A 20,672-nucleotide genomic window follows, 5' to 3' on the forward strand; every position below is an offset into this window, starting at 1 on the left:
GTTGAATACCCCCTGATCCGTCTCCCCGGCCTTCGCCGGGGAGACGGAGGGGGCTGGACTGGGCGTTCGGGAAACTGGACGACGTCGCCTCGCGAGCGCTAAGCAGACTCAAGGGTCAGGAACAGGAAGACAATCGGCATGGAACTGGAGTGCTATCCCACCGAGAACCGCCCGCCCGAGATCGTGCCCGGTCGCCCGCAGCGCGCCTGGATGGATCACTTCGCCGACCGCCACCCCTATCGCTGCCTGCCGCTGTCGATGGCCAACACCTCGGGCTGGGAAATCCTGTGCCCGGTCGGCTTCTCGATGACCTGGGACGGCGGCGCCCACCAGAACTGCATCACCTTCCGGCCCGACCATCCCTATCCGGGCTTTACCGATTTCGTGAAGTCGCACTTCTCGCGCGGTACGGTGACCTTCCACACCGGCTATCTGTTCCGCACCCCGCCGGGCTGGTCGACCCTGACCATGGGTCCGCCCAACCACATCAAGGACGGCATTCAGCCCTTGGCCGGCCTGGTCGAGACCGACTGGCTGCCCTTCCCGTTCACGATGAACTGGCTGTTCACCCGCCCCGGCACGGTGCGGTTCGAGAAGGGCGAGCCCTTCTGCTTCATCATGCTGATCCAGGACAAGGCGATGGACAACGTCCAGCCGGTGATCCGCTCGATGAACAGCAACCAGGACCTGCGCCGCCAGTACGACGCCTGGGCCGACAAACGCACCGAGTTCAACAGCCTGATCTTCAAGCGCGACCCCGAGGCCACCAAGGAGGCCTGGCAGCGCTACTATTTCAAGGGCGAATACCCCGAGGAAGTGCAGGCCGAGGCCCCCAGCCACCACGTCAACAAGCGCCGGCTGAAGGCGCCCAAGGTGGGGTGAAGGCGGGCGCCGCCGGGCGCCGCTAGGCCGCCTTCACGGCCGAGACGATCGACTTGACCACCTTCTTGACCAGGGCCGGATCGTCGCCCTCGGCCATGATCCGGATCAGCGGTTCGGTGCCGGAGGGCCGCACGACGATGCGGCCCGAGCCGTTCAGCTGGGCCTCGCCGTCGGCGATGGCCTCCTTGACGCTCTTGGCCTCCAGCGGCTTGCCGCCGGCGAAGCGGACATTTTCGAGAAGCTGCGGCACCGGCTCGAACTGACGGCCCAGGGCGCTCATCGGCCGCTGCGTCTCGATCATCACCGCCAGCACCTGCAGCGCGGCGATCAGGCCGTCGCCCGTGGTCGAGAAGTCCGACAGGATCACGTGGCCCGACTGCTCGCCGCCCAGGTTGAAGCCACCCTCGCGCATCCGGGCCATCACGTAGCGGTCGCCGACGCTGGTGCGCTCCAGATTGAGCCCCTTGTCGGCCAGGAAGCGCTCCAGACCCAGGTTCGACATGACGGTGGCCACCACGCCGCCGGCCTTCAGCGTACCGGCCTTGGCATAGGCGGCGGCGATGATCGCCATGATCTGGTCGCCGTCGACGACCACGCCCTTCTCGTCGCAGATCACCAGCCGGTCGGCGTCGCCGTCCAGGGCGATGCCGATATCGGCGCGATACTCGCGCACAAGCTTGGCCATGGCCTCGGGATGGGTCGAGCCGCAGTCGGCGTTGATGTTGGTTCCGTTGGGCGCGATGCCCACCGGGAAGACCTCGGCGCCCAGCTCATACAGCGCCTGGGGCGCCACCTTGTAGGCCGCCCCGTGGGCGCAATCGATGACGATGCGCAGACCCGCCAGGCTCATGTTGCGCGGGAAGGTCGCCTTGACGATCTCGATGTAACGGGCCTGGGCGTCATCGACGCGCTGCACGCGGCCCAGGCCGCGCGGCGGGGCCAGGCCCTCCTGCAGGCCCTCGTCCATCAGGGCCTCGATCTTCAGCTCCTGGGCGTCCGACAGCTTGTAGCCGTCGGGACCGAACAGCTTGATGCCGTTGTCGGCGAAATCATTGTGGCTGGCGCTGATCATCACGCCCAGATCGGCGCGCATCGAGCGGGTCATCATCGCCACGGCCGGGGTGGGCAGAGGACCGAATAGCCGCACGTCCATGCCCACGCTGGCGAAACCGGCGACCAGGGCTGGCTCGATCATGTAGCCCGACAGCCGGGTGTCCTTGCCGATCACCACCAGATGGCGGCGGTCGTCCTGAGACCGAAACAGCTTGCCGGCGGCGAGGCCGACCCGAAGCGCGACCTCGGCGGTCATCGGATGCTGGTTGGCCTGGCCGCGGATGCCGTCGGTGCCGAAATAGGCGCGCTTGCTCATGGTCGTCTTCTGGTCTCGATTTAGCCGTGCTGGAACGCGAAACGATCCGAAATGCAGATTTATGAGGGACGGGTCTGCACGAATGCTAAAGCCCGACCTCGAAATCCCGCGGTAGCAATAGTCCCACCGCCGCGTTCTACAAAGGATCATGGCCCATGTGCGGCATCATCGGCATCGTCGGAACCAGCCCCGTCTCGGTCCGGCTGATCGACAGCCTCAAGCGGCTGGAATATCGCGGCTATGACTCGGCCGGCGTCGCCGCCGTCGTCAACGGCAAGGTCGAGCGCCGCCGGGCCCAGGGCAAGATCAGGAACCTCGAGGCCGTGCTGGCCGAACAGCCCCTGGTCGCCCAGAACGGCATCGGCCACGTGCGCTGGGCCACGCACGGGGCGCCCAATGTCAAGAACGCCCACCCCCACACCGCCGGCCGGGTGACGCTGGTCCACAACGGCATCATCGAGAACTTCGCCGAGCTGAAGGCCGAGCTGGCCGCCGCCGGCCGGGTGTTCGAGAGCGACACCGACACCGAGGTCATCGCCCACCTGATCGACGCCGAGCTGGCGACGGGCCTTGAGCCGCTGGACGCCTTCAAGGCCACGCTGGACCGCCTGACGGGCGCCTACGCCCTGGCCGTCCTGGTCGAGGGGGCCGACAACCTGATCCTAGGCGCGCGCCGGGGCAGCCCCCTGGTGGTCGGCGAGGGTGACGGCGAGATGTTCCTGGGCTCCGACGCCCTGGCCGTGGGCCCCTTCACCAACCGGGTCACCTATCTGGAAGAGGGCGACTACGTCGCGCTGGACCACACCTCGGCGCGGATCTTCGACGCGTCAGGCGCGGCCGTGACACGGCCGGTCAAGGTCGTCGCCACCTCGGCCGTGATGCTGGAAAAGGGCAACTACCGGCACTTCATGGAAAAGGAGATCCATGACCAGCCGGAGGGCTGCCAACGCACCATCGCGGCCTATGTCGACGCCCTGACCGCCCGCAGCGCCATGCCGGGCGATATCGACTTCAAGGCCCTGGAGCGCATCCAGATCGTCGCCTGCGGCACCTCCTATATCGCCGGGGTCATCGGCAAGTACCTGATCGAGCAGTTGGCCGACCTGCCGGTGGACGTCGAGATCGCCTCGGAGTTCCGCTATCGCCAGCCGGCCCTTCGGCCGGGCTCGCTGGTGATCGCCATGTCGCAGTCGGGCGAGACCGCCGACACCCTGGCCGCCCTGCGCTATTGCCAGGCCCGGGGCATGAAGAGCGCCGTGGTGGTCAACGCCCAGGAATCGACCATGGCCCGTGAGGTCGACGTGGTCTGGCCGATCCATTGCGGCGTCGAGATCGGCGTGGCCTCGACCAAGGCCTTCACCGCCCAGGTCAGCGTGATGATCGCCCTGGCCGTGGCCGCCGCCAAGGCGCGCGGTCGCATCGACGACGCCGAGGAGCAGCGCCTGGTCCGGGTGATGCTGGAAGCCCCGCGCCTGATCGCCGAGGCCATCGGCCTGGAAGACGCCCTCAAGGAGATCGCCGTCGACATCGCCAAGGCCCGCGACGTGCTGTTCCTAGGGCGCGGCCCGATGTCGGCCCTGGCCCTGGAAGGCGCGCTGAAGTTGAAGGAGATCAGCTATATCCACGCCGAGGGTTATGCCGCCGGCGAGCTGAAGCACGGCCCGATCGCCCTGGTCGACGACCAGACCCCGATCATCATTCTGGCGCCCTATGACAGCTGGTTTGAAAAGTCGGCCTCGAACATGAGCGAGGTCATGGCGCGCGGCGGCCAGGTGGTGTTCATCACCGACCCCGAAGGCGCCAAGCACGCCCCGGCCGGCGCGCGGGTGGTGGTCACCGCCCCGGCCAGCGACCCGCTGGTCTCGGCCCTGGTGATGTCGGCCCCGATCCAGCTGCTGGCCTATCACGTGGCGGTGGTGAAGGGCGCGGATGTGGATCAGCCCCGGAACCTGGCCAAGTCGGTGACGGTGGAATAGGGGCTCCAGATCCTCTCCCTGTGGGAGAGGGGTCGCCCGAAGGGCGACGGAGAGGGGATGCCATGAACATCTAGCGACTTCCCCCTCCGGCGCTTCGCGCCACCTCCCCCGCTAGGGGGAGGATCCAGGCCTCCTAAGCCATATAATCCCGCGTCAGCGGCGCCCCGTCCCGCCGCTTCGCCAGCTGGATCTGGAACACCATGTGGCCGCCGTGCCGGAAGCCCATCTCGGCGCCGGCCAGATAGAACTCCCACATCCGCCGGAACCGGGCGTCGAACAGCGCCGGGATCTCCGGGTCGGCCATGAACCGCAGCCGCCAGTGCTTCAGCGTCTCGGCATAGTGCAGGCGCAGGATCTCGATATCGGTAATCCACAGGCCCGCGTCCTCGATCGCCCTGACGATCTCCGACAGGCCCGGGATGTAACCACCCGGGAAGATGTACTTGTTGGTGAAGGCGTTGGTCGCGCCCGGCCCCGAGGCCCGGCCGATCGAATGGATCAGCGCCACGCCATCGTCAGCCAGCAGCCGCTTGATCGTCTGGAAATAGGTGGCGAACTGCGGCGCGCCGACATGCTCCAGCATCCCGACCGAGACGATGCGGTCGAAGGTCTCGTCCAGGTCGCGATAGTCGGTGAGCCGGAACTCGACCTGGTCCTCCAGCCCCGCATCGGCCACCCGTTCGCGGGCCAGGGACAGCTGCTCGGTCGACAGCGTCACCCCGGTCATCCGGGCCCCATGGTCCCTGGCCAGGGTCATCGACAGCCCGCCCCAGCCCGAGCCGATGTCCAGGGTCTTCATGCCGGGCTGGATCAGCAGCTTCTTGCCGATATGGGCCTTCTTGGCGACCTGGGCCTCTTCCAGCGTCATGTCGGGACGCTCGAAATAGGCGCAGGAATACTGCATGTCGGCGTCGAGGAAGCGCCGGTAAAGGGCGTTGGAGACGTCGTAGTGGTGAGCCACATTGCGGCGCGAGGCCACGCGGTCATTGACCTGCTGCACGCGCCGCTTGATCGCCTTGCGAGTCCGCGTCGCCCATGAGCCCCGGCCCTTGAGGCCCCGCGAACCGCCCTCGCCAACGATGCGCAAAAGGTCCCACATCGAGCCCTGTTCGAGCACGATGTCGCCGTCCATGTAGCCTTCGCCCAGGCCCAGGCCGGGATTGGCGACCAGCCTTCGCAGGCCCCGGCCGTTCAGCCGCATCACCACCGGCGGGCCCGTACCGTCGCCCGCCTTGAGAACGCGCCCCCCGGGCAGATGCGCCGTGAGGTCGCCGGTCCTGATCATCTTGCGCAGGAGAGCTTCGATCATGATCCCGATTATGGGTATCCTGGCCGCCAAGGAAAGCCGGGAGGAAAACATGGCCTTCACAATGACGCCGGTTGGCCGGGTCGAGGGCGGTCGCGATGTTCCCGAGGATGACGACTGGGGCGCCAGCCGCGCCCGGATCGCTCTTGACCCGGAGCAGTTCGACGGCGAGGCGCTGATGGGGCTCGAAGCCTTCAGCCACGCCGAGGTGATCTATGTCTTCGACCGCGTCACCGACGCCCAGATCGTCACCGGCGCCCGCCATCCGCGCGGCAACACGGACTGGCCCAGGATCGGCATCTTCGCCCAGCGCGGCAAGAACCGGCCCAACCGCATCGGCGTCACCGTCTGCCGCATCGTGGCGGTGGATGGCCTGAACCTGGAGGTCGAGGGTCTGGACGCCATCGACGGCACGCCGGTTCTGGACATCAAGCCCGTGATGGCCGGCTTCGCACCACGGGGCGAGCACCGCGAGCCCGACTGGTCGCGGCAGATCATGGAACGCTACTGGTAGCCCTCAGTCTTCCGCCTCGAGGTCGCGAACCTCCAGGGCGCTGAGGATTTGCTCGGGATCAACCGGCCGGGCCATGGCGTCGGTCTCCGCATCCGTCCGATCCCGGATGGACGGCGAGTCCTGGCGCAGGGCCTCCAGCAGTTCGACGATCTTGGCGGTCTTCTTGTCGGCGACGATGGCCATCTCCAGTGTCAGCTGCGCGCGGCGCTCCGACAGCTGGTCGCTGCGCCTCTGGGTGACCAGGATCAGCACCGCGACGAACAGGGCCGCCAGGGTGGCGCTCAGCTCCAGCCAGGCGAAGGCCGCGCCATGCACGCCTTCCGGAGAGCGGCGGGCGTACAGGATCCAGGCCGCCACCCCGGCCGCCAGAGACAGGGCGAACAGCGGACGGCCCAGCAGGTCGGTGACGCGGTCGATGCCGTGCTGAAGTCCGGAAGACCCCTCGTGGTGCTGGCGGTGCAGGGCGGCCAGCGAGTCGACCGACGCCTCGACATGCTGGTCAAGGTTCTCGTCCGCCGGGGGTTTTCTCTCGACCTGGGCTTGGCTCATGCCTCGAAAACGCGCGCGCCGGCCGGACGATCCCGGCTCAGGCCCCCAGCATGCCCCAGCAGATCCCGACCTGGCCGCCCCAGTAGAGGAACCAGATGGCCCAGGCGGTCAGTCGCGGCGAGCCGAAGAGCTTGGCCCCCTTGAACAGGTCCAGCGACAGGATGGCGTCGGAGGCCATGAAGGCCAGCGCCCCCGCCGTGGCGGGCCAGAAGCGCAGCGGCAGCAGCAGGGCGGCCAAAACCATGCAGACGATGGCCGCGACATAGGCGAGCACCGCAAGACGCAGCGGCCCCAGCGACGCCCAAAGGGCGCGCAGCATCAGGCCCGCCGCCGCCACCACCGCCAGGGCGCTGATCCAGAACACCGTGTCCGGCGACGCGCCATGGGCGCCCAGCAGCGGAACATAGATCCCGTGACCGATCAGGAACGCGGCCAAGCCAAAGGGCAGCCAGCGCTTGGGGTCCCCGGCCAGGAAGGCGTCGCCCAGAGTGCAGAAGGCCAGGGCGATGGCCAGCAGCGGCGAGCCGCCTTCCAGATAGGCGATGACCGCCAGCGCGCCGACCGCGCCGCACTTGACCAGGGCGCGCGGGGCCGACGGGGGGCGTTCGACGAAGATCAGGCCGTAGGCCAGGGCGCAGGCGGCCGACAGCCCCCAGAGCCAGGGCTCACTCATCGGCGGACAGCTTGGCCAGGAACGCCTTGGCGGCGTCCTTGTGGCGGGGCTTGAGGTTCTTGCCGACGATGGCAATGACGGCGGCGATCACGGCGGCGTCGTCGGTCAGACCCAGGGCCGGCAGCACGTCGGGGATCACGTCGGTGGGCAGGACGAAATAGGCCAGGGCCGCCATCATCATGCCCTTGGCCGCCGTAGGGGTGGTCGGATCGCGGGCGCACCACCACACCGACAGGGCGTCGGCGGCGAACGGGATCTTCGCGGCGGCCTTGCGGATCTTGGGCAGGAAGCCGCGTTCGACGCGCTCCTCGTTCAGCTTCACCGTCGCCGGAACCAGGGCCTTGGACGGATCGAGGATCTGGTTGACGTCGGGGGACGGTTTGGCGTCGGCGCTCATCGGTCTAAACCTTCTGCAACAGCGAACTTAAACGCAAACCTCGAGGGAACGTCCATGAAACTCGACAACACCGTCGCCGCCGTCGTCACCGGAGGCGCTTCGGGCCTCGGCGAAGCCACCGCCCGCGCCCTGGCCGCCCAGGGCGTCAAGGTCGCCATCTTCGACATGAACGAGGCCACCGGAGAAGCCGTCGCCAAGGATATCGGCGGCGTGTTCTGCAAGGTCAATGTCACGTCCGACGCCGATGTCGACGCCGGCTTCGAAAAGGCCCGCGCCGCCCACGGCCAGGAGCGCATCCTGGTCAACTGCGCCGGCACCGGCAACGCGGCCAAGACCGCCAGCCGCGACAAGGCCACCGGCGAGACCAAGCACTTCCCGCTCGACGCCTTCGACCGCATCATCCAGATCAACCTGGTCGGCACGTTCCGCTGCATCGCCAAGTCGGCCAAGGGCATGCTGGACCTGGCGCCGCTGGAAGACGGCCTGCGCGGCGCGATCGTCAACACCGCCTCGGTCGCGGCCGAGGACGGCCAGATGGGCCAGGCGGCCTATTCGGCGTCCAAGGGCGGCGTTGTGGGCATGACCCTGCCGATCGCCCGCGACCTGATGAGCGAGGGCATCCGCGTCAACTGCATCCTGCCGGGCATCTTCAACACCCCGCTGATGAACAATGCGCCCGAAGCCGTGAAGGCGGGCCTCGCCGCCTCGGTGCCGTTCCCCAAGCGCCTGGGCAACCCCGAGGAATACGCCCACCTGGCCCTGACGATGATCACCAACGACTATTTCAACGGCGAGGACGTGCGCCTCGACGGCGGCATCCGCATGGCGCCGCGCTAGACCGCATAAAAAAGCCCTCCCCCTTGATGGGGGAGGGTTGGGTGGGGGTGACCTCGGCCGTGCAGCTGAACCGCCGCATCACCCCCATCCCCGGCCCTTCCCCCATCGAGGGGGAAGGGAGATGTTTCTACTTCTTCGGCGCCGGCATCACGATGCTGCTGGCCAGGTTGCTCATGATCTCGCGGGCGTCATAGGCGCGCGGGTCGCCCTCGGGCTTCTTGCCCTTGTGCATGACGATCTCGGCCCCGGCCTCGAACTTCTCGATGGTCCGCACCTCGGCGCGGTCGGCGAAGAAGGGGTCACCCCAGAAGGGGTCCCAGCTGCGCCAGCCATAGGACGGGCCGAAATAGCGCCAGGACGGACGCCAGTAGCCGTAGGGATAGCCATAGCCAAAGCCGGGGCGCGCGAACGGATCGGCGTCGACCACGGTGCGCGCCGTGCGGTCGGTGCGGCGGTCGGCGGTCTCGAACCAGTCATAGCCCTGCTGGGTTGTCAGCTCGGCGGCGCGATACAGCAGATAGCGTTCGACCGTCTCGCGGGCCGTCAGGCTGTTGCCGGCGAACGACACGCGATAGCGGTCGGCCTCCAGGCGCTGTTCGGAAAAGCCACCGGTGACCGCGCCGGAGACGGCCTTCGGCTGGTAGGGGGTAGCGGTGGCGCAGGCCGACAGACCGGCCGCGAGGGCCAGGGCGCCGACCAGGGCGAGTTTCTTGAGGGACATTTGCGGCGCTCCTTGACGCAGAGTCGTGGGCCTAGATCTTAACTCTGGCGACGCTTTGTGGTTTCGCCAAGGCCCGTTTGATTTCCGTCCTGAAATCAGCCGCGCGAAACGATCAGGATCGCGGCCGAAATCAGCAGTCCCCCGACCAGGAACGCAAAGCCCCGGCGAAAGCCCGGCTCGTTCATGCGGGTGGACAGCGCCGCCCCGCCCAGACCGTAGGAACTCATGCTGATCAGGTCCATGCCGATGGTGGCGCAGGCGAACATCAGCAGCTGCGGGGCCAGGGGCCGCTTCACGTCGATGAACGGCGGCAGGACGGCGGTGAAGAACAGGATGGCCTTGGGATTGGCGATCTGCACCATGAATCCATCGACAAAGGCCGAGCGCCCGGCCCGCACCACCGCCTTGGCGTGGCTCTCGGCGTTCCTGATCCCGGCCAGGATCGACTTCAGCCCCAGCCAGACCAGATAGGCCGCGCCGGCCAGCGCCAGGATGTGGAAGGCGGCCGGGAAGGCGATGATCAGCGCCCCCAGGCCCAGGGCCGAGCCGGCGAACCACACCAGGGTGCCGCAGTTCATGCCCAGCACCGAGACCAGCGCCGCTCGCTTGCCGCGCTCCATGCCGGTGGCGATGGCGAACAGGTTGGCGGGCCCCGGCGTGATGGCCATGACGAACATCGTGGCCAGGAAGGCGCCGTAGCGGGCGGGATCGACGGGCAGGGTCATGGTGACGCTATAGGATGAGCCCCGCCCGTCGCAAAGGCGCGATCAGGCACCGACCACCGCCAGCATCCAGATCGCCCGTCCCAGGGCGCCAAACAGCAGCACCGCCGTCGCCAGGGCCTGGATCATGAAGCCCAGCTCGCGCTTTTCCGGCGCCTGGGCGTAGCCGAGGGCGTAGATCACGCGGCCGACGATCCAGATCACGCCCAGGATGGCGGCGACCATGTCGTTCCAGTAGATCGCGAACAGCCAGATCGACGGCAGAAAGATCGGCAGCCATTCCAGCGTATTGGCCTGAACGCGGATGTGGCGCTCCAGCTCCGGATCGCCGGTCATGGCCGGAGCGTGGATGCCGCTTTTCTTGCGCGCGCCGCCAACCCTCATGCCCATCCAGACATAGGCGAGCAGCGCCAGCAGCGTGACGATCGTGACCCAGGAATGCGGATGCATCTTCGGTGGTTCTCCCCTTTTTCGCGAACCGCTTTTGCGCCAGCGCAAGGCCGGTTCGTCGTGAAGGGGCTAGAGCATCATCAATCGCCGCGCGAGGCCAGAGCCCAGCCGCCCCCGGTCAGGGAACCGGATCGGGCGCCCGCTCGCTTTAGCGGCGACACGACCCTTTCGCGCGGAGGCTTCGAGCCATGCGAGTTCAGTCCACGGCGATCACCGAGATCGATTACCGCCCCGAACACGGCAAGCTGTTCGTCACGTTCCATGACGGCGACGAATACGTCTATGTCGGCGTGCCCGAGCGGATCAGCCAAGCCTTCGCGCGCTCGGCCTCGAAGGGCCGGTTCTTCCAGCGCGTGATCCGGGATCGCTATCCCTACAACCGGGTGTGACGGGAGCGGAATGAGAAAGGGCGCCGCGAGCTCAGCCCGCGACGCCCTTCCGATTTCAGCTCAGAAACCTGATCCTAGCGCTTGTCGCGCTTGGCCAGCACGCGCAGGCGCAGGGCGTTGAGCTTGATGAAGCCGCCGGCGTCGCGGTGATCGTAGGCGACCTTGCCTTCCTCGAACGTCACCAGGTCCTGATCGTACAGGCTGTAGGGGCTGGTGCGGCCGATGATCGAGACATTGCCCTTGTAGAGCTTGACGCGAACCTGACCGGTGACCTTGGCCTGGCTGTAGTCGATGGCCGCCTGAAGCATCTCGCGCTCGGGGGCGAACCAGAAGCCGTTGTAAACGAGCGATGCGTATTTCGGCATCAGCTCGTCCTTCAGGTGCATGGCGCCGCGATCCAGGGTGATGCTCTCAATGCCGCGGTGGGCGGCCAGCAGGATGGTGCCGCCCGGGGTCTCATAGACGCCGCGCGACTTCATGCCGACGAAGCGGTTTTCCACCAGATCGAGGCGGCCGATGCCGTTGTCGTGGCCCAGTTCGTTGAGCTTGGTCAGGATCGTGGCGGGCGACATGGCCACGCCGTCGATGGCCACCGCGTCGCCGCGCTCGAAGTCGATCGTGAAGACGTGCGGCTTGTCGGGCGCGTCCTCGGGCGAGATCGTGCGCATGTGCACGAACTCGGGGGCCTCGACGGCGGGGTCCTCCAGGACCTTACCTTCCGACGAGCTATGCAGCAGGTTGGCGTCGACGCTGAAGGGCGCTTCGCCGCGCTTGTCCTTGGCGATCTGGATCTGGTGCTTCTCGGCGAAGTCCAGCAGGGCCTCGCGCGACTTGAAGTCCCACTCGCGCCACGGGGCGATCACGTGGATGTCGGGCTCGAGCGCGTAATAGCCCAGCTCGAAGCGCACCTGGTCGTTGCCCTTGCCGGTCGCGCCGTGGCTGACGGCGTCGGCGCCGACCTTGCGGGCGATCTCGATCTGCTTCTTGGCGATCAGCGGGCGGGCGATCGAGGTGCCCAGCAGGTACTGGCCCTCATACACCGTGTTGGCGCGGAACATCGGGAAGACGTAGTCGCGCACGAACTCTTCGCGCACATCCTCGATGAAGATGTTTTCCGGCTTCACGCCCGCCGCCAGCGCCTTGGCGCGGGCCGGCTCGATCTCTTCGCCCTGGCCCAGGTCGGCGGTGAAGGTCACCACCTCGGCGCCGTACTCGGTCTGCAGCCACTTGAGGATGATCGAGGTGTCGAGGCCGCCAGAATAGGCGAGCACGACCTTCTTCACGGGCTGTTTGGCCATGAGCGGGGATCCTTGGTCGAAAACACGAAAAGTTCGGCGCGTTCAACGGCGCCGGGGGCGGCGGGTCAAGCTTTAAAGCCTGCCCTCGTCCTGTAACGTTCTGATGGCGAAGCGCAGATGCAGCAGCTGGGCCAGGGCCAGCACCGCCGCCAGGGTGGCCCTGACGCACAGCAGCATCAGCGCCTCCAGCCCCTCGACCTTGAAGGTGGCCCCCGACAGGGTGAAGGCGAAGATCAGCGCGATCGAGACCAGCGGGATCAGCAGCAGCCCCGCCGTGCGCGGCGCGCGCCAGGTGGCCTGGCCGTTCAGGCCCCACTGCATGGGCACCGCCACGCCCTTGGGAATGCGCTTGAAGGCGCCCAGGGCGGTGGAGGCGATGATCGCCATGGCGGCGATCGACAGGCCGTCGCCGATGACGCGCAGAGCGGTGCTCATCGCCTAGACCGTCACCTGCGCGCCCAGCTCGACCACGCGGCCGGGCGGGATCTTGAAGAAGTCGGTCGGGTTGGCGGCGTTCTTCATCAGGAAGATGAACACCCGGTCCTGCCACAGCGGCATGCCGCTGTTGGCCGACGGCACGATCGAACGACGGCCCAGGAAGAAGCTGGTGGCCATGATGTCGAACTTCAGGCCCTGCTTGCGGCAGACGGCCAGGGCCTTGGGCAGGTTGGGGCTTTCCATGAAGCCGTAGGTGATGACCACCTTCTTGAAGTCGTCATTGACCTTCTCGATGAACACCCGGTCGTCCTCGGCGACGCGCGGGGTCTCGGCGGTGCGGACGGTCAGCACCACGTTGCGCTCGTGCAGAACCTTGTTGTGCTTGAGGTTGTGCATCAGGGCCACGGGCGTCATGTCCGGATCCGAGGTCAGGAAGATGGCCGTGCCGGGGGCGCGATAGGGCGCGCGGGCGCGGAGGATCTCCATCAGGTCGACCAGGGGCACGCTGTCGCGGCGGGTCTTGTCGGCCAGGATCTGCGAGCCGCGCACCCAGGTGGCCATGATCGTGAACAGCGCCGCGCCGATCAGCACGGGCAGCCAGCCGCCGGTGAAGAAGCGCAGGGCGTTGGCGCTGAGGAAGGTCAGGTCCAGGGCCATGAACGGGATGATGAAGCACAGGGCCACCGGCAGGCTCCAGTTCCACAGGCGGCGCATGACGATGAAGGCCATCCAGGTGGTCACCACCATGGTGCCGGTCACGGCGAGGCCATAGGCGTGGGCCAGGGCCGACGAGGTCTGGAAGGTGAACATGATCGCCATGACGCCGACCAGCAGCATGGTGTTGAGCTGCGGCACGAAGATCTGGCCCGACTGGGTCTCGGAGGTGCGGCGCACGTCCAGGCGCGGCAGCAGGCCCAGCTGGATGGCCTGCTGGGTCAGCGAGAAGGCGCCGGTGATCACCGCCTGGCTGGCGATGACGGTGGCGGCGCCGGCCAGCAACACCAGCGGCAGGCGCAGGAATTCCGGCGCCATCTCGAAGAACCAGTTCAGTTCGGGGAACGGCACGCCGGCCTTTTCGGCGGCGTCGAAGGTGGCGAGGGCGAAGGCGCCCTGGCCCAGATAGTTCACGGCCAGACACGGCAGGACGAAGAACAGCCAGGCCGACTGGATGGGGCGCTTGCCGAAATGGCCCATGTCGGCCGACAGGGCCTCGGCCCCGGTCACGGTCAGGAACACCGCGCCCAGCACCACGAAGCCGGTCAAGCCATGGCCCGCCAGGAACTGCACCGCGTAATAGGGGCTGATCGCCTTGAAGATCCCGGGATTGTCCAGCAGATGATAGGCGCCCAGGGCGAACATCACGCCGAACCACAGGGCGCAGATCGGGCCGAACAGGGCGCCGACCTTGGCCGTGCCGCGGCTCTGGATGAAGAACAGGCCCAGCAGCATGACCGTCGCGATCAGCAGCACCACCTGATTGGTGACGCCGTGCTCCAGGGCCGGAATGGTGCGCAGGCCCTCGACGGCCGACAGCACCGACATGGCCGGGGTGATCACCGCGTCGCCGTAGAACAGGGCCGCGCCGGCCACGCCCAGGCCGAAGATCAGCATGGTGCGGCGACCGACGGCGTGTTGCGCCAGGGCCATCAGCGACAGCACCCCGCCCTCGCCCTTGTTGTCGGCGCGCATGATGAAGAACACGTACTTGATCGTGACGATCAGGATCAGCGCCCACAGAGCCAGCGACACCACGCCATAGATCTCGCCGCGCGTGACCCCGTCATGCGAGGCCGCCGCCAGGGCTTCCTTGAAGGCGTAGAGCGGGCTGGTGCCGATATCGCCGAACACGATGCCGACCGAGCCCAGCGCAAGCGCCAGGAAGCCGTGACCCTTGGGGCCATGGCCGTTCTGATGCGGGATGTCGGAAGAGGCGGGGGCGCAATCCGGGGTCGGCGCGCTGGAGGCTTCGGAAGCCATTCAATGTCTCCGGGCGCGCCCACTCGCAAAATGCGCTGAGCGGACCCATATCGATCAAGCGCGGCGCGATACACCCAATCCGATCCGGGTTCAATCGTCACGCTGCGTCCGCGCTACCAGTCAAATGGGCCCAAGGCGAGTTTTTGATTGAACGCCCGCATATCGCCCTTAGGTTCCTGACGAGATGTCCGACAGTCAAAAGTTTCCCGTGGCGGCTCACGCCCTCGCCTATCTGGCGCACAAGCAGGCCTTTTCGGCCGATCGTGCGGTGGCGAGCGCCGAGCTGGCCGCCTCCGTGCCGACCAATCCGGTCGTGGTGCGACGGGTCACCGCCATGCTGGGCAAGGCCGGCCTGATCGGGGCCCGCGCCGGCGCCAATGGCGGGGCCTGGCTGCTGAAGCCGGCCAGCGAGATCACCCTCGACGTCGTGCTGCGGGCCGTGAACGGCTGCGCCCACCTCGGCGTGGCTCCTCCGGGGGTCAAGGGCTGTCCCGTCGGCGAGAAGATCCCCGACGCCGTCCGCGCCGCCATCACCGCCGCCGACACCGCCGCCGCCGAACGCCTGGGCCAGATCACCGTGGCCGACCTGCTGGGCGACGCGTCGCACTAATTTCCTTCTTCCCTTGTGGGAGAAGGGATTTATCACAACTGAACCGCGCCCCAGAAAAACTGCACCAGCTTTTGTTGCCGATCCCCCTGGCGAAACCGGATGGCGATATTAGGTAACCGCTACAGGTTCAGTTTCTAAACAGGGGATATCCCAATGACCACCGTCGCCATCGTCTATCATTCGGGTTACGGCCACACCGCCGTCCTGGCCGACAAGGTCGCCCAGGGCGTCCGCGACGCCGGCCAGACCGCCGTGCTGCTGCCCATCGAAAGCGCCGCCCAGGACTTCGCCCCGCTGATCGAGCAGGCCTCCAAGGCCGACGCCATCATCTTCGGCGCCCCCACCTACATGGGCGACGTCTCGGGCGTGTTCAAAGTGTTCGCCGACGCCACCGCCGGCGTCTTCTTCACCGGCGGCTGGAAGGACAAGCTGGCCGCGGGCTTCACCAACTCGCACAGCTTCGCCGGCGACAAGGGCCACGCCCTGGAAAGCCTGACCATCCTGGCCGCCCAGCACGGCATGAACTGGATCAATCTGGGCCTGGCCCCGCCGAACGTGACCGCCGCCGAGCGCGGCCCCGACACGATCAACCGCGTCGGCTCGTTCATCGGCCTGGCCGCCCAGTCGGACAACGCCTCGCCCGAGATCACCCCGCCGGCCGGCGACCGCGAGACCGCCCGCCTGCTGGGCGAACGCGTCGCAAAGGCCGCCCTGCGCTGGGCCAAGGGCGCCGACGCGGCGCTGGACAAGGCGGCCTAAAGTATCTGGCTCGTCGCCCCTCCCCGACGAGCGAGCCGTCACGCAGCGCGAGCCCGCGCCGTGACCCGAAGGGGCGCCGATCCCCCCGGCGCCCCTTCCCCCCTTTCCGGGTTCTCTTGAACCAAATCGCCCGCCGTGCTGGTCTCCCGCGACGTTTCGCTTTCGTATTGGACACCTCGCATGGCCCGCCGTCTCGCCCTGGTCACCGGCGCCTCCGCCGGCATCGGCGCCGCCTTCGCCCGTATCCTGGCCAGCCACGGCTATGACGTGGCCCTGACCGCGCGCCGCGCCGACCGCCTGGAGGCCCTGGCCGCCGAGATCCGCCTGCGCTACGGCGTCGAGGCCTACGCCATCCCCGCCGACCTGGCCGATCCGGCCGGGGTCGACACGGTGCTGGCCGGGGTCGAGGCCCAGGGCCGCGTCGTCGACGCCCTGATCAACAACGCCGGCTACGGCCTGCCCGGGACCTATGCGACCACCGCCTGGGCCGACCAGGGCAAGTTCCTGCAGGTGATGCTGACCTCGGTCTGCGAGCTGACCCACAAGGTGCTGCCGGGCATGGTCGAGCGGCGGTTCGGCCGCATCGTCAATGTCGCCTCGCTGGCGGGCCTGGTCCCCGGCGCGGCCGGCCACACCCTGTATGCGGCGACCAAGGGCTTCCTGGTCAAGTTCTCGCAGAGCCTGCACCTGGAGAACCTGTCGACCGGCGTGCACGTCAGCGCCCTGTGCCCGGGCTTCACCTATTCGGAATTCCACGACGTCAACGGCACCCGCGCCCAGGTCAGCCAGTCGCTGCCCGAGTGGCTGTGGCTGGGCGCCGACGAGGTGGCCGCCACCGGCTACGAGGCCGTCGAGGCCAACCGCCCGGTCTGCGTCCCCGGCGCGCCCAACAAGACCATCGCGGCGATCGCCAAGGTGCTGCCCGACGACTGGGCCCTGGCCCTGATGGCCAACCAGGGCGGACGGTTCAGGAAGGTCTGATTCTCTCATCCTCCCCCTTTTGGGGGAGGGGGACCGCCGAACGGCGGTGGAGGGGGCTCAGCGGGCAAGGCGTCTGCCTCTTGCCCCCTCCGCGCTGCGCGCTCCTCCCCCGGAAGGGGGAAGATGAAACGCCTACTTCGCTTCGGCGTACGGCGCCTTGGCGTCCTGACGCACCAGGCCGCGCGTGGCGTCGCCGACGCCGATCAGCACGAACTGCACCGCCAGGGCGCACAGGATCAGGCCCAGCACCCGCACCACGATGCTCATGCCGATCCGGCCCAGCACCTTGCTGATCAGGGGCGAGGCCCAGAACACCGCCACCAGCACCAGCGACACCGCCGAGATCACCCCCACGCCCAAACCCAGGCCCGCCCAGCCGAACGGCTTGGCCTCGGCGGCGTAGATGATCACCGTCGAGATCGCGCCCGGCCCGATCAGCAGCGGCATGGCGAACGGCACGATCAGGCGCTCGAAGCGCTTCTGGGCGTAGACCCGCGCCGACTGGCCCTCGATACCCTCGGCCGCGTCGGCGAACATGGTGGTGAAGTCGTCGCGCAGCATGTCGAGGCCCAGGATGAACAGGATCACCCCGCCGGCGATGCGGAAGGCCGGCATCGAGATGCCGAAGAAGGCCAGCAGACCCACGCCGGTGAAATAGAAGAAGATCAGGAAGGCGGCGACGAACAGGCCGATATAGACGGCCACCATCCGCCGGCCCGCCGCGGCCGCGCCCAGGGTGGCGGCGGCGAACAGCGGCACATTGCCGATCGGGTCGATCAGGGCGAACAGCGCGACGAAGAAGTTGACGGCGAGTTTGGCCTCGGTCATTCGACGTCCTTACCTTTCAAAGCGCCCGATCAAGCCCTTTCCTAGGGTGATCGCCCGCGCGCGCCAACCCCTGGGGCCCCGACCATGACAGAGACCATGACCGCCGACCCGCGCCTGATCGTCCCGCTGGACCTGCCCACCGTCGATGAGGCCCGCGACATGGTCGAGCGGCTGGGCGACGCGGTCAGCTTCTACAAGATCGGGCTGGAACTCTTGGCCACCGGCGGCATGGGCCTGGCCGGCGAGCTGAAGAAGAGCGGCAAGTCGGTGTTCCTCGACTGGAAACTGCACGACATCGGCGCGACCGTGGAGCGCTCGGCCCGCGTGCTGGCGCAAGCCGGCTGCGACCTGCTGACCGTCCACGCCGAGCCGCAGGTGATGCGCGCCGCCGTGCTGGCGCGCGGAAGCTCCGACCTGAAGATCCTGGCCGTCACCGTGCTGACCAGCCTGACCGACGCCGACCTCAATGAGATGGGCTACGCCTTCGGGGCCCGCGACCTGGTCGAGCGCCGCATCCGCCAGGCGCTCGACTGCGGCGTCGACGGCGTGGTCTCAAGTCCCCATGAAGCGTCTTTGGCCCGCGAGATCGCCGGGCCCGACTTCCTGGTGGTGACGCCCGGCGTGCGCCCCTTCTGGTCGGCCAAGAACGACCAGGCCCGCGCCGCGACGCCCGAAGCCGCCCTCCGCGCCGGCGCCAGCCACCTGGTCTGCGGCCGCCCGATCACCGCCGCCAACGACCCGCGCGAAGCGGCCCTGAAGGTGGTCGCGGAGATGGCGGGGGTTTGACTTCACCCCTCCCCCTTGATGGGGCAGGGGCAGGGGTGGGGGTGATACGGCGGATGATCTTGAGCGCAGCGCTCTACGGCCAGCTCAGCAGTCACCCCCATCCCCGACCCTTCCCCCATCAAGGGGGAAGGGAGATCATTTCACCACCAGCGCCACGCCCCGCGCCCTGGGATCGGCCACTGGACCCGGCGTGCGGCCCACCACCTGGATGGCTTCGATGTCGCCATTGTAGTCCTGGGTCTCGGCCACATAGCCCCGCGCCGCCAGCGCTGACTTCAGCGTCTCCGACGGCGGAGCATAGGGCTCGAAGAAGATCGTGTTTTCCGGCAGCAGCTGATGGTGGAAGCGCGGCTGCTTCTGGGCGTCCGCCAGGGACAGGCCGTGATCATAGACGTCGGCCAGCACCTGGAACACCGAGGTGAAGATCCGCGAGCCGCCCGGCGTGCCGATCACCATCGCAACCTTGCCGTCCTTGGTCAGGATCGTCGGCGTCATCGACGACAGCGGCCGCTTGCCCGGCGCGATGGCGTTGGCCGCGCCGCCCACCACGCCGAACATGTTGGGCGCGCCGGGCTTGGCCGAGAAGTCGTCCATCTCATCATTGAGCAGGAAGCCCGCCCCCTCGACCACCACGCCCGAGCCGAACCAGCCGTTGAGGGTGTAGGTGTTGGACACCGCATTTCCCCATCGATCGACGATCGAGAAGTGCGTCGTCTGCGGCTTTTCCAGCCCCGGAACCACCGCCTTGGTCGGCGAGGGTTTGGCCGGGTCGATCTCGCCCGCGCGGCGGGCCACATAGGCCGGGGCGATCAGGGCCGCGACCGGAACCTTCACAAAGTCCGGATCGCCCAGATATTCGGCCCGGTCGGCGAACACCCGCTTTTCGATCTCCGAGACCAGATGCATGTATTGCGGACTGTTCAGCGCCACGCCCTCGAACAGCTTGCCGGCGTCCTGCTTCATCAGCAGCAGCTGCATCAGGGCGATCCCGCCCGAGCTGGGCGGCGGGCCGGTGATCACGCCATAGCCGCGCCAGTCGGCCCGCAACGGCTCGCGCCACACCGCCTTGTAGGCCGCCAGATCGGCCTTGGTGATCAGCCCTTTCACCGGGCCGCGCGCCATCTGGGCCACGATCAGGTCGGCGGTCTGGCCTTCATAGAAGGCCTTGTCGCCGTCCCTGGCGATGCGGGTCAGGGTGTCGGCCAGGGCCGGCTGGCGGAACATCTGGCCCGCCTTCAGCCCGCCGAAATGGGCCTCGAAATTGGTCTGGGCCAGCGGTCCGCGACTGCCGTCCAGAATGCCGATCAGCTGCGGCGTCACCATAAAGCCGTCGCGGGCATAGCCGATGGCGGGCGCCAGCACGGTGGCCCAGGGCAGCTTGCCGAACCGCTTGTGGGCCACGGCCATGCCGCGCACCGTGCCCGGCGTACCGACGGCCAGATTGCCATACATCGACCGCTCGGCCACCGGCTCGCCATCGGCGCCCAGGAACATGTCGGCCCGCGCGGCGGCGGGTGCGGTCTCGCGGTAGTCGAGGAAATAGGGCTTGCCGTCGACCAGCAGGGTCATGAACCCGCCCCCGCCCAGATTGCCGGCCTCGGGATAGGTCACGGCCAGGGCGAAGGCCGTAGCCACCGCCGCATCGACCGCGTTGCCGCCGGCCTTCAGGACCTGCTGGGCGGCCAGGGCGCCGTAGCGGTCAGGCGAGGCGACCGCGCCGGCGGTAAGGGCGGGTTGCGGCTTGGCGGCGGGCTTGGCGAGCGCCGGCGGCGCGGCGAACACGAAGGCGGCGGCGAGCGCCGCGCAGAACCGGGCGAACAGACGCAAGACAACGGCCTCCCTCGTATGAGACCCCGACGTTAGTCGATACTGGCCGCGCTAGAAGCCCTGGCGACGAAACACGCCGCGAATTTCGGAGGGCAGGACGGAATGGAGCACATCCCCACAATCAACCGTCATTCCCGCCCTTGTGGCGGGAACCCCTGGTTCAGCTGAACCGTGAGCCGCCAGCGAAGTGCGCGCGCACTTCGCCCCTCCCGCACCTGCGGCGGACAGAGGGGTTCCCGCCACCTGGCTTGCCCTCGGGCCGGTAAAGCCGGTCCCGGGGGGCGGGAATGACGGTGATGTATTGTATGGGCGCAAGCCCGCCTTCGCCCTCCGCGAAGGGAGCCATCCTTACATCTCACGGCGAGACGATCGCCGGACTGTAG

General features: G+C 67.9%; 22 protein-coding genes and 1 pseudogene. 9 read left to right on the forward strand and 14 right to left on the reverse strand.

Features of this window, described 5'->3' with window-relative positions:
* The first annotated feature begins 138 nt into the window (after positions 1–138).
* Positions 139–882, forward strand: coding sequence for a DUF6065 family protein (locus ACQY9P_RS05965; RefSeq protein ID WP_421736183.1), 744 nt, complete (start codon positions 139–141; stop codon positions 880–882).
* Positions 883–904: 22 nt separating this feature from the next.
* On the opposite strand, the gene glmM is transcribed toward ACQY9P_RS05965, so the two are convergent.
* Entirely contained in the window at positions 905–2,251 is a 1,347-nt protein-coding gene (glmM, locus tag ACQY9P_RS05970) for a phosphoglucosamine mutase (protein ID WP_421736182.1), read from the reverse strand.
* A 155-nt stretch (positions 2,252–2,406) separates the two neighbouring features.
* On the opposite strand from glmM, the gene glmS reads away from it, so the two are divergent.
* Positions 2,407–4,227 (forward strand): glutamine--fructose-6-phosphate transaminase (isomerizing), encoded by a 1,821-nt coding sequence (gene glmS / locus ACQY9P_RS05975; RefSeq protein WP_421736181.1) that lies wholly within the window; start codon positions 2,407–2,409, stop codon positions 4,225–4,227.
* A 133-nt stretch (positions 4,228–4,360) separates the two neighbouring features.
* Here the strand turns inward: glmS and ACQY9P_RS05980 are convergent, their stop codons facing one another.
* Positions 4,361–5,536 carry a class I SAM-dependent methyltransferase gene (locus ACQY9P_RS05980; protein ID WP_421736180.1) on the reverse strand — a complete coding sequence of 392 codons (1,176 nt, stop codon included), beginning with the start codon at positions 5,534–5,536 and terminating at the stop codon, positions 4,361–4,363.
* Between the two features lie 49 nt (positions 5,537–5,585).
* Between ACQY9P_RS05980 and ACQY9P_RS05985 the strand changes: the two genes are divergently transcribed.
* Entirely contained in the window at positions 5,586–6,047 is a 462-nt protein-coding gene (locus ACQY9P_RS05985; RefSeq protein WP_421738248.1) for an SAM-dependent methyltransferase, read from the forward strand.
* A gap of 3 nt (positions 6,048–6,050) precedes the next feature.
* Here ACQY9P_RS05985 and ACQY9P_RS05990 read toward each other — a convergent pair whose 3' ends face one another.
* Genes ACQY9P_RS05990 through ACQY9P_RS06000 form a run of 3 tightly spaced genes read right to left on the reverse strand, consistent with a single transcriptional unit; the run spans position 6,051 to position 7,666 of the window.
* Entirely contained in the window at positions 6,051–6,596 is a 546-nt protein-coding gene (locus ACQY9P_RS05990) for a DUF1003 domain-containing protein (protein ID WP_421736179.1), read from the reverse strand.
* A gap of 37 nt (positions 6,597–6,633) precedes the next feature.
* Positions 6,634–7,269, reverse strand: coding sequence for a lysoplasmalogenase family protein (locus ACQY9P_RS05995; RefSeq protein ID WP_421736177.1), 636 nt, complete (start codon positions 7,267–7,269; stop codon positions 6,634–6,636).
* Positions 7,262–7,666 (reverse strand): YkvA family protein, encoded by a 405-nt coding sequence (locus ACQY9P_RS06000; protein ID WP_421736175.1) that lies wholly within the window; start codon positions 7,664–7,666, stop codon positions 7,262–7,264. Before ACQY9P_RS06000 ends, ACQY9P_RS05995 begins: the two co-directional genes overlap by 8 nt.
* 54 nt (positions 7,667–7,720) lie before the next feature.
* On the opposite strand from ACQY9P_RS06000, the gene ACQY9P_RS06005 reads away from it, so the two are divergent.
* The gene (locus ACQY9P_RS06005; protein WP_421736174.1) at positions 7,721–8,503 is read left to right on the forward strand and encodes an SDR family NAD(P)-dependent oxidoreductase; all 783 of its coding nucleotides are present in this window, start codon (positions 7,721–7,723) and stop codon (positions 8,501–8,503) included.
* Positions 8,504–8,630: 127 nt separating this feature from the next.
* Here ACQY9P_RS06005 and ACQY9P_RS06010 read toward each other — a convergent pair whose 3' ends face one another.
* The 3 genes from ACQY9P_RS06010 to ACQY9P_RS06020 all read right to left on the reverse strand — a co-directional run bounded on the left by ACQY9P_RS06010 (position 8,631) and on the right by ACQY9P_RS06020 (position 10,396).
* Positions 8,631–9,224: a CC0125/CC1285 family lipoprotein gene (locus ACQY9P_RS06010; protein WP_421736173.1), complete on the reverse strand. Its 594-nt coding sequence runs from the start codon at positions 9,222–9,224 to the stop codon at positions 8,631–8,633.
* A 95-nt stretch (positions 9,225–9,319) separates the two neighbouring features.
* Complete coding sequence (locus tag ACQY9P_RS06015; protein WP_421736172.1) at positions 9,320–9,949, reverse strand: LysE family translocator; 630 nt, start codon at positions 9,947–9,949, stop codon at positions 9,320–9,322.
* Positions 9,950–9,991: 42 nt separating this feature from the next.
* Complete coding sequence (locus tag ACQY9P_RS06020) at positions 9,992–10,396, reverse strand: MAPEG family protein (RefSeq protein ID WP_421736171.1); 405 nt, start codon at positions 10,394–10,396, stop codon at positions 9,992–9,994.
* Positions 10,397–10,584: 188 nt separating this feature from the next.
* On the opposite strand from ACQY9P_RS06020, the gene ACQY9P_RS06025 reads away from it, so the two are divergent.
* Entirely contained in the window at positions 10,585–10,785 is a 201-nt protein-coding gene (locus ACQY9P_RS06025) for a KTSC domain-containing protein (protein WP_421736170.1), read from the forward strand.
* A 74-nt stretch (positions 10,786–10,859) separates the two neighbouring features.
* Here ACQY9P_RS06025 and ACQY9P_RS06030 read toward each other — a convergent pair whose 3' ends face one another.
* From ACQY9P_RS06030 to ACQY9P_RS06040, 3 genes are all read right to left on the reverse strand, one after another.
* Positions 10,860–12,083: an argininosuccinate synthase gene (locus ACQY9P_RS06030; protein ID WP_421736169.1), complete on the reverse strand. Its 1,224-nt coding sequence runs from the start codon at positions 12,081–12,083 to the stop codon at positions 10,860–10,862.
* A 72-nt stretch (positions 12,084–12,155) separates the two neighbouring features.
* Entirely contained in the window at positions 12,156–12,518 is a 363-nt protein-coding gene (locus ACQY9P_RS06035) for a hypothetical protein (protein ID WP_421736168.1), read from the reverse strand.
* Positions 12,519–12,521: 3 nt separating this feature from the next.
* Entirely contained in the window at positions 12,522–14,498 is a 1,977-nt protein-coding gene (locus ACQY9P_RS06040; RefSeq protein ID WP_421736167.1) for a potassium transporter Kup, read from the reverse strand.
* A gap of 184 nt (positions 14,499–14,682) precedes the next feature.
* On the opposite strand from ACQY9P_RS06040, the gene ACQY9P_RS06045 reads away from it, so the two are divergent.
* From ACQY9P_RS06045 to ACQY9P_RS06055, 3 genes are all read left to right on the forward strand, one after another.
* Complete coding sequence (locus ACQY9P_RS06045) at positions 14,683–15,108, forward strand: Rrf2 family transcriptional regulator (RefSeq protein WP_421736166.1); 426 nt, start codon at positions 14,683–14,685, stop codon at positions 15,106–15,108.
* 153 nt (positions 15,109–15,261) lie between these two features.
* On the forward strand, positions 15,262–15,867 hold the full coding sequence (locus ACQY9P_RS06050) for a flavodoxin family protein (protein WP_421736165.1): 606 nt from the start codon (positions 15,262–15,264) through the stop codon (positions 15,865–15,867).
* A gap of 180 nt (positions 15,868–16,047) precedes the next feature.
* Entirely contained in the window at positions 16,048–16,848 is an 801-nt protein-coding gene (locus ACQY9P_RS06055; RefSeq protein WP_421736164.1) for an SDR family NAD(P)-dependent oxidoreductase, read from the forward strand.
* A gap of 132 nt (positions 16,849–16,980) precedes the next feature.
* On the opposite strand, the gene ACQY9P_RS06060 is transcribed toward ACQY9P_RS06055, so the two are convergent.
* Positions 16,981–17,676, reverse strand: a complete 696-nt coding sequence (locus ACQY9P_RS06060; RefSeq protein WP_421736163.1) for a MarC family protein — start codon at positions 17,674–17,676, stop codon at positions 16,981–16,983.
* Between the two features lie 96 nt (positions 17,677–17,772).
* Here ACQY9P_RS06060 and pyrF point away from each other — a divergent pair, with 96 nt between their 5' ends.
* Entirely contained in the window at positions 17,773–18,462 is a 690-nt protein-coding gene (pyrF, locus tag ACQY9P_RS06065) for an orotidine-5'-phosphate decarboxylase (RefSeq protein WP_421738247.1), read from the forward strand.
* A 135-nt stretch (positions 18,463–18,597) separates the two neighbouring features.
* On the opposite strand, the gene ggt is transcribed toward pyrF, so the two are convergent.
* Both ggt and ACQY9P_RS06075 read right to left on the reverse strand, forming a co-directional pair.
* Positions 18,598–20,289: a gamma-glutamyltransferase gene (ggt, locus tag ACQY9P_RS06070; RefSeq protein WP_421736162.1), complete on the reverse strand. Its 1,692-nt coding sequence runs from the start codon at positions 20,287–20,289 to the stop codon at positions 18,598–18,600.
* 126 nt (positions 20,290–20,415) lie between these two features.
* Positions 20,416–20,531 (reverse strand): annotated as a pseudogene (locus ACQY9P_RS06075) (hypothetical protein); the annotation flags it as partial.
* Positions 20,532–20,672 lie beyond the last annotated feature (141 nt).

The organism is Caulobacter sp. (assembly GCF_965279145.1).
Classification (GTDB): Bacteria; Pseudomonadota; Alphaproteobacteria; order Caulobacterales; family Caulobacteraceae; genus Caulobacter.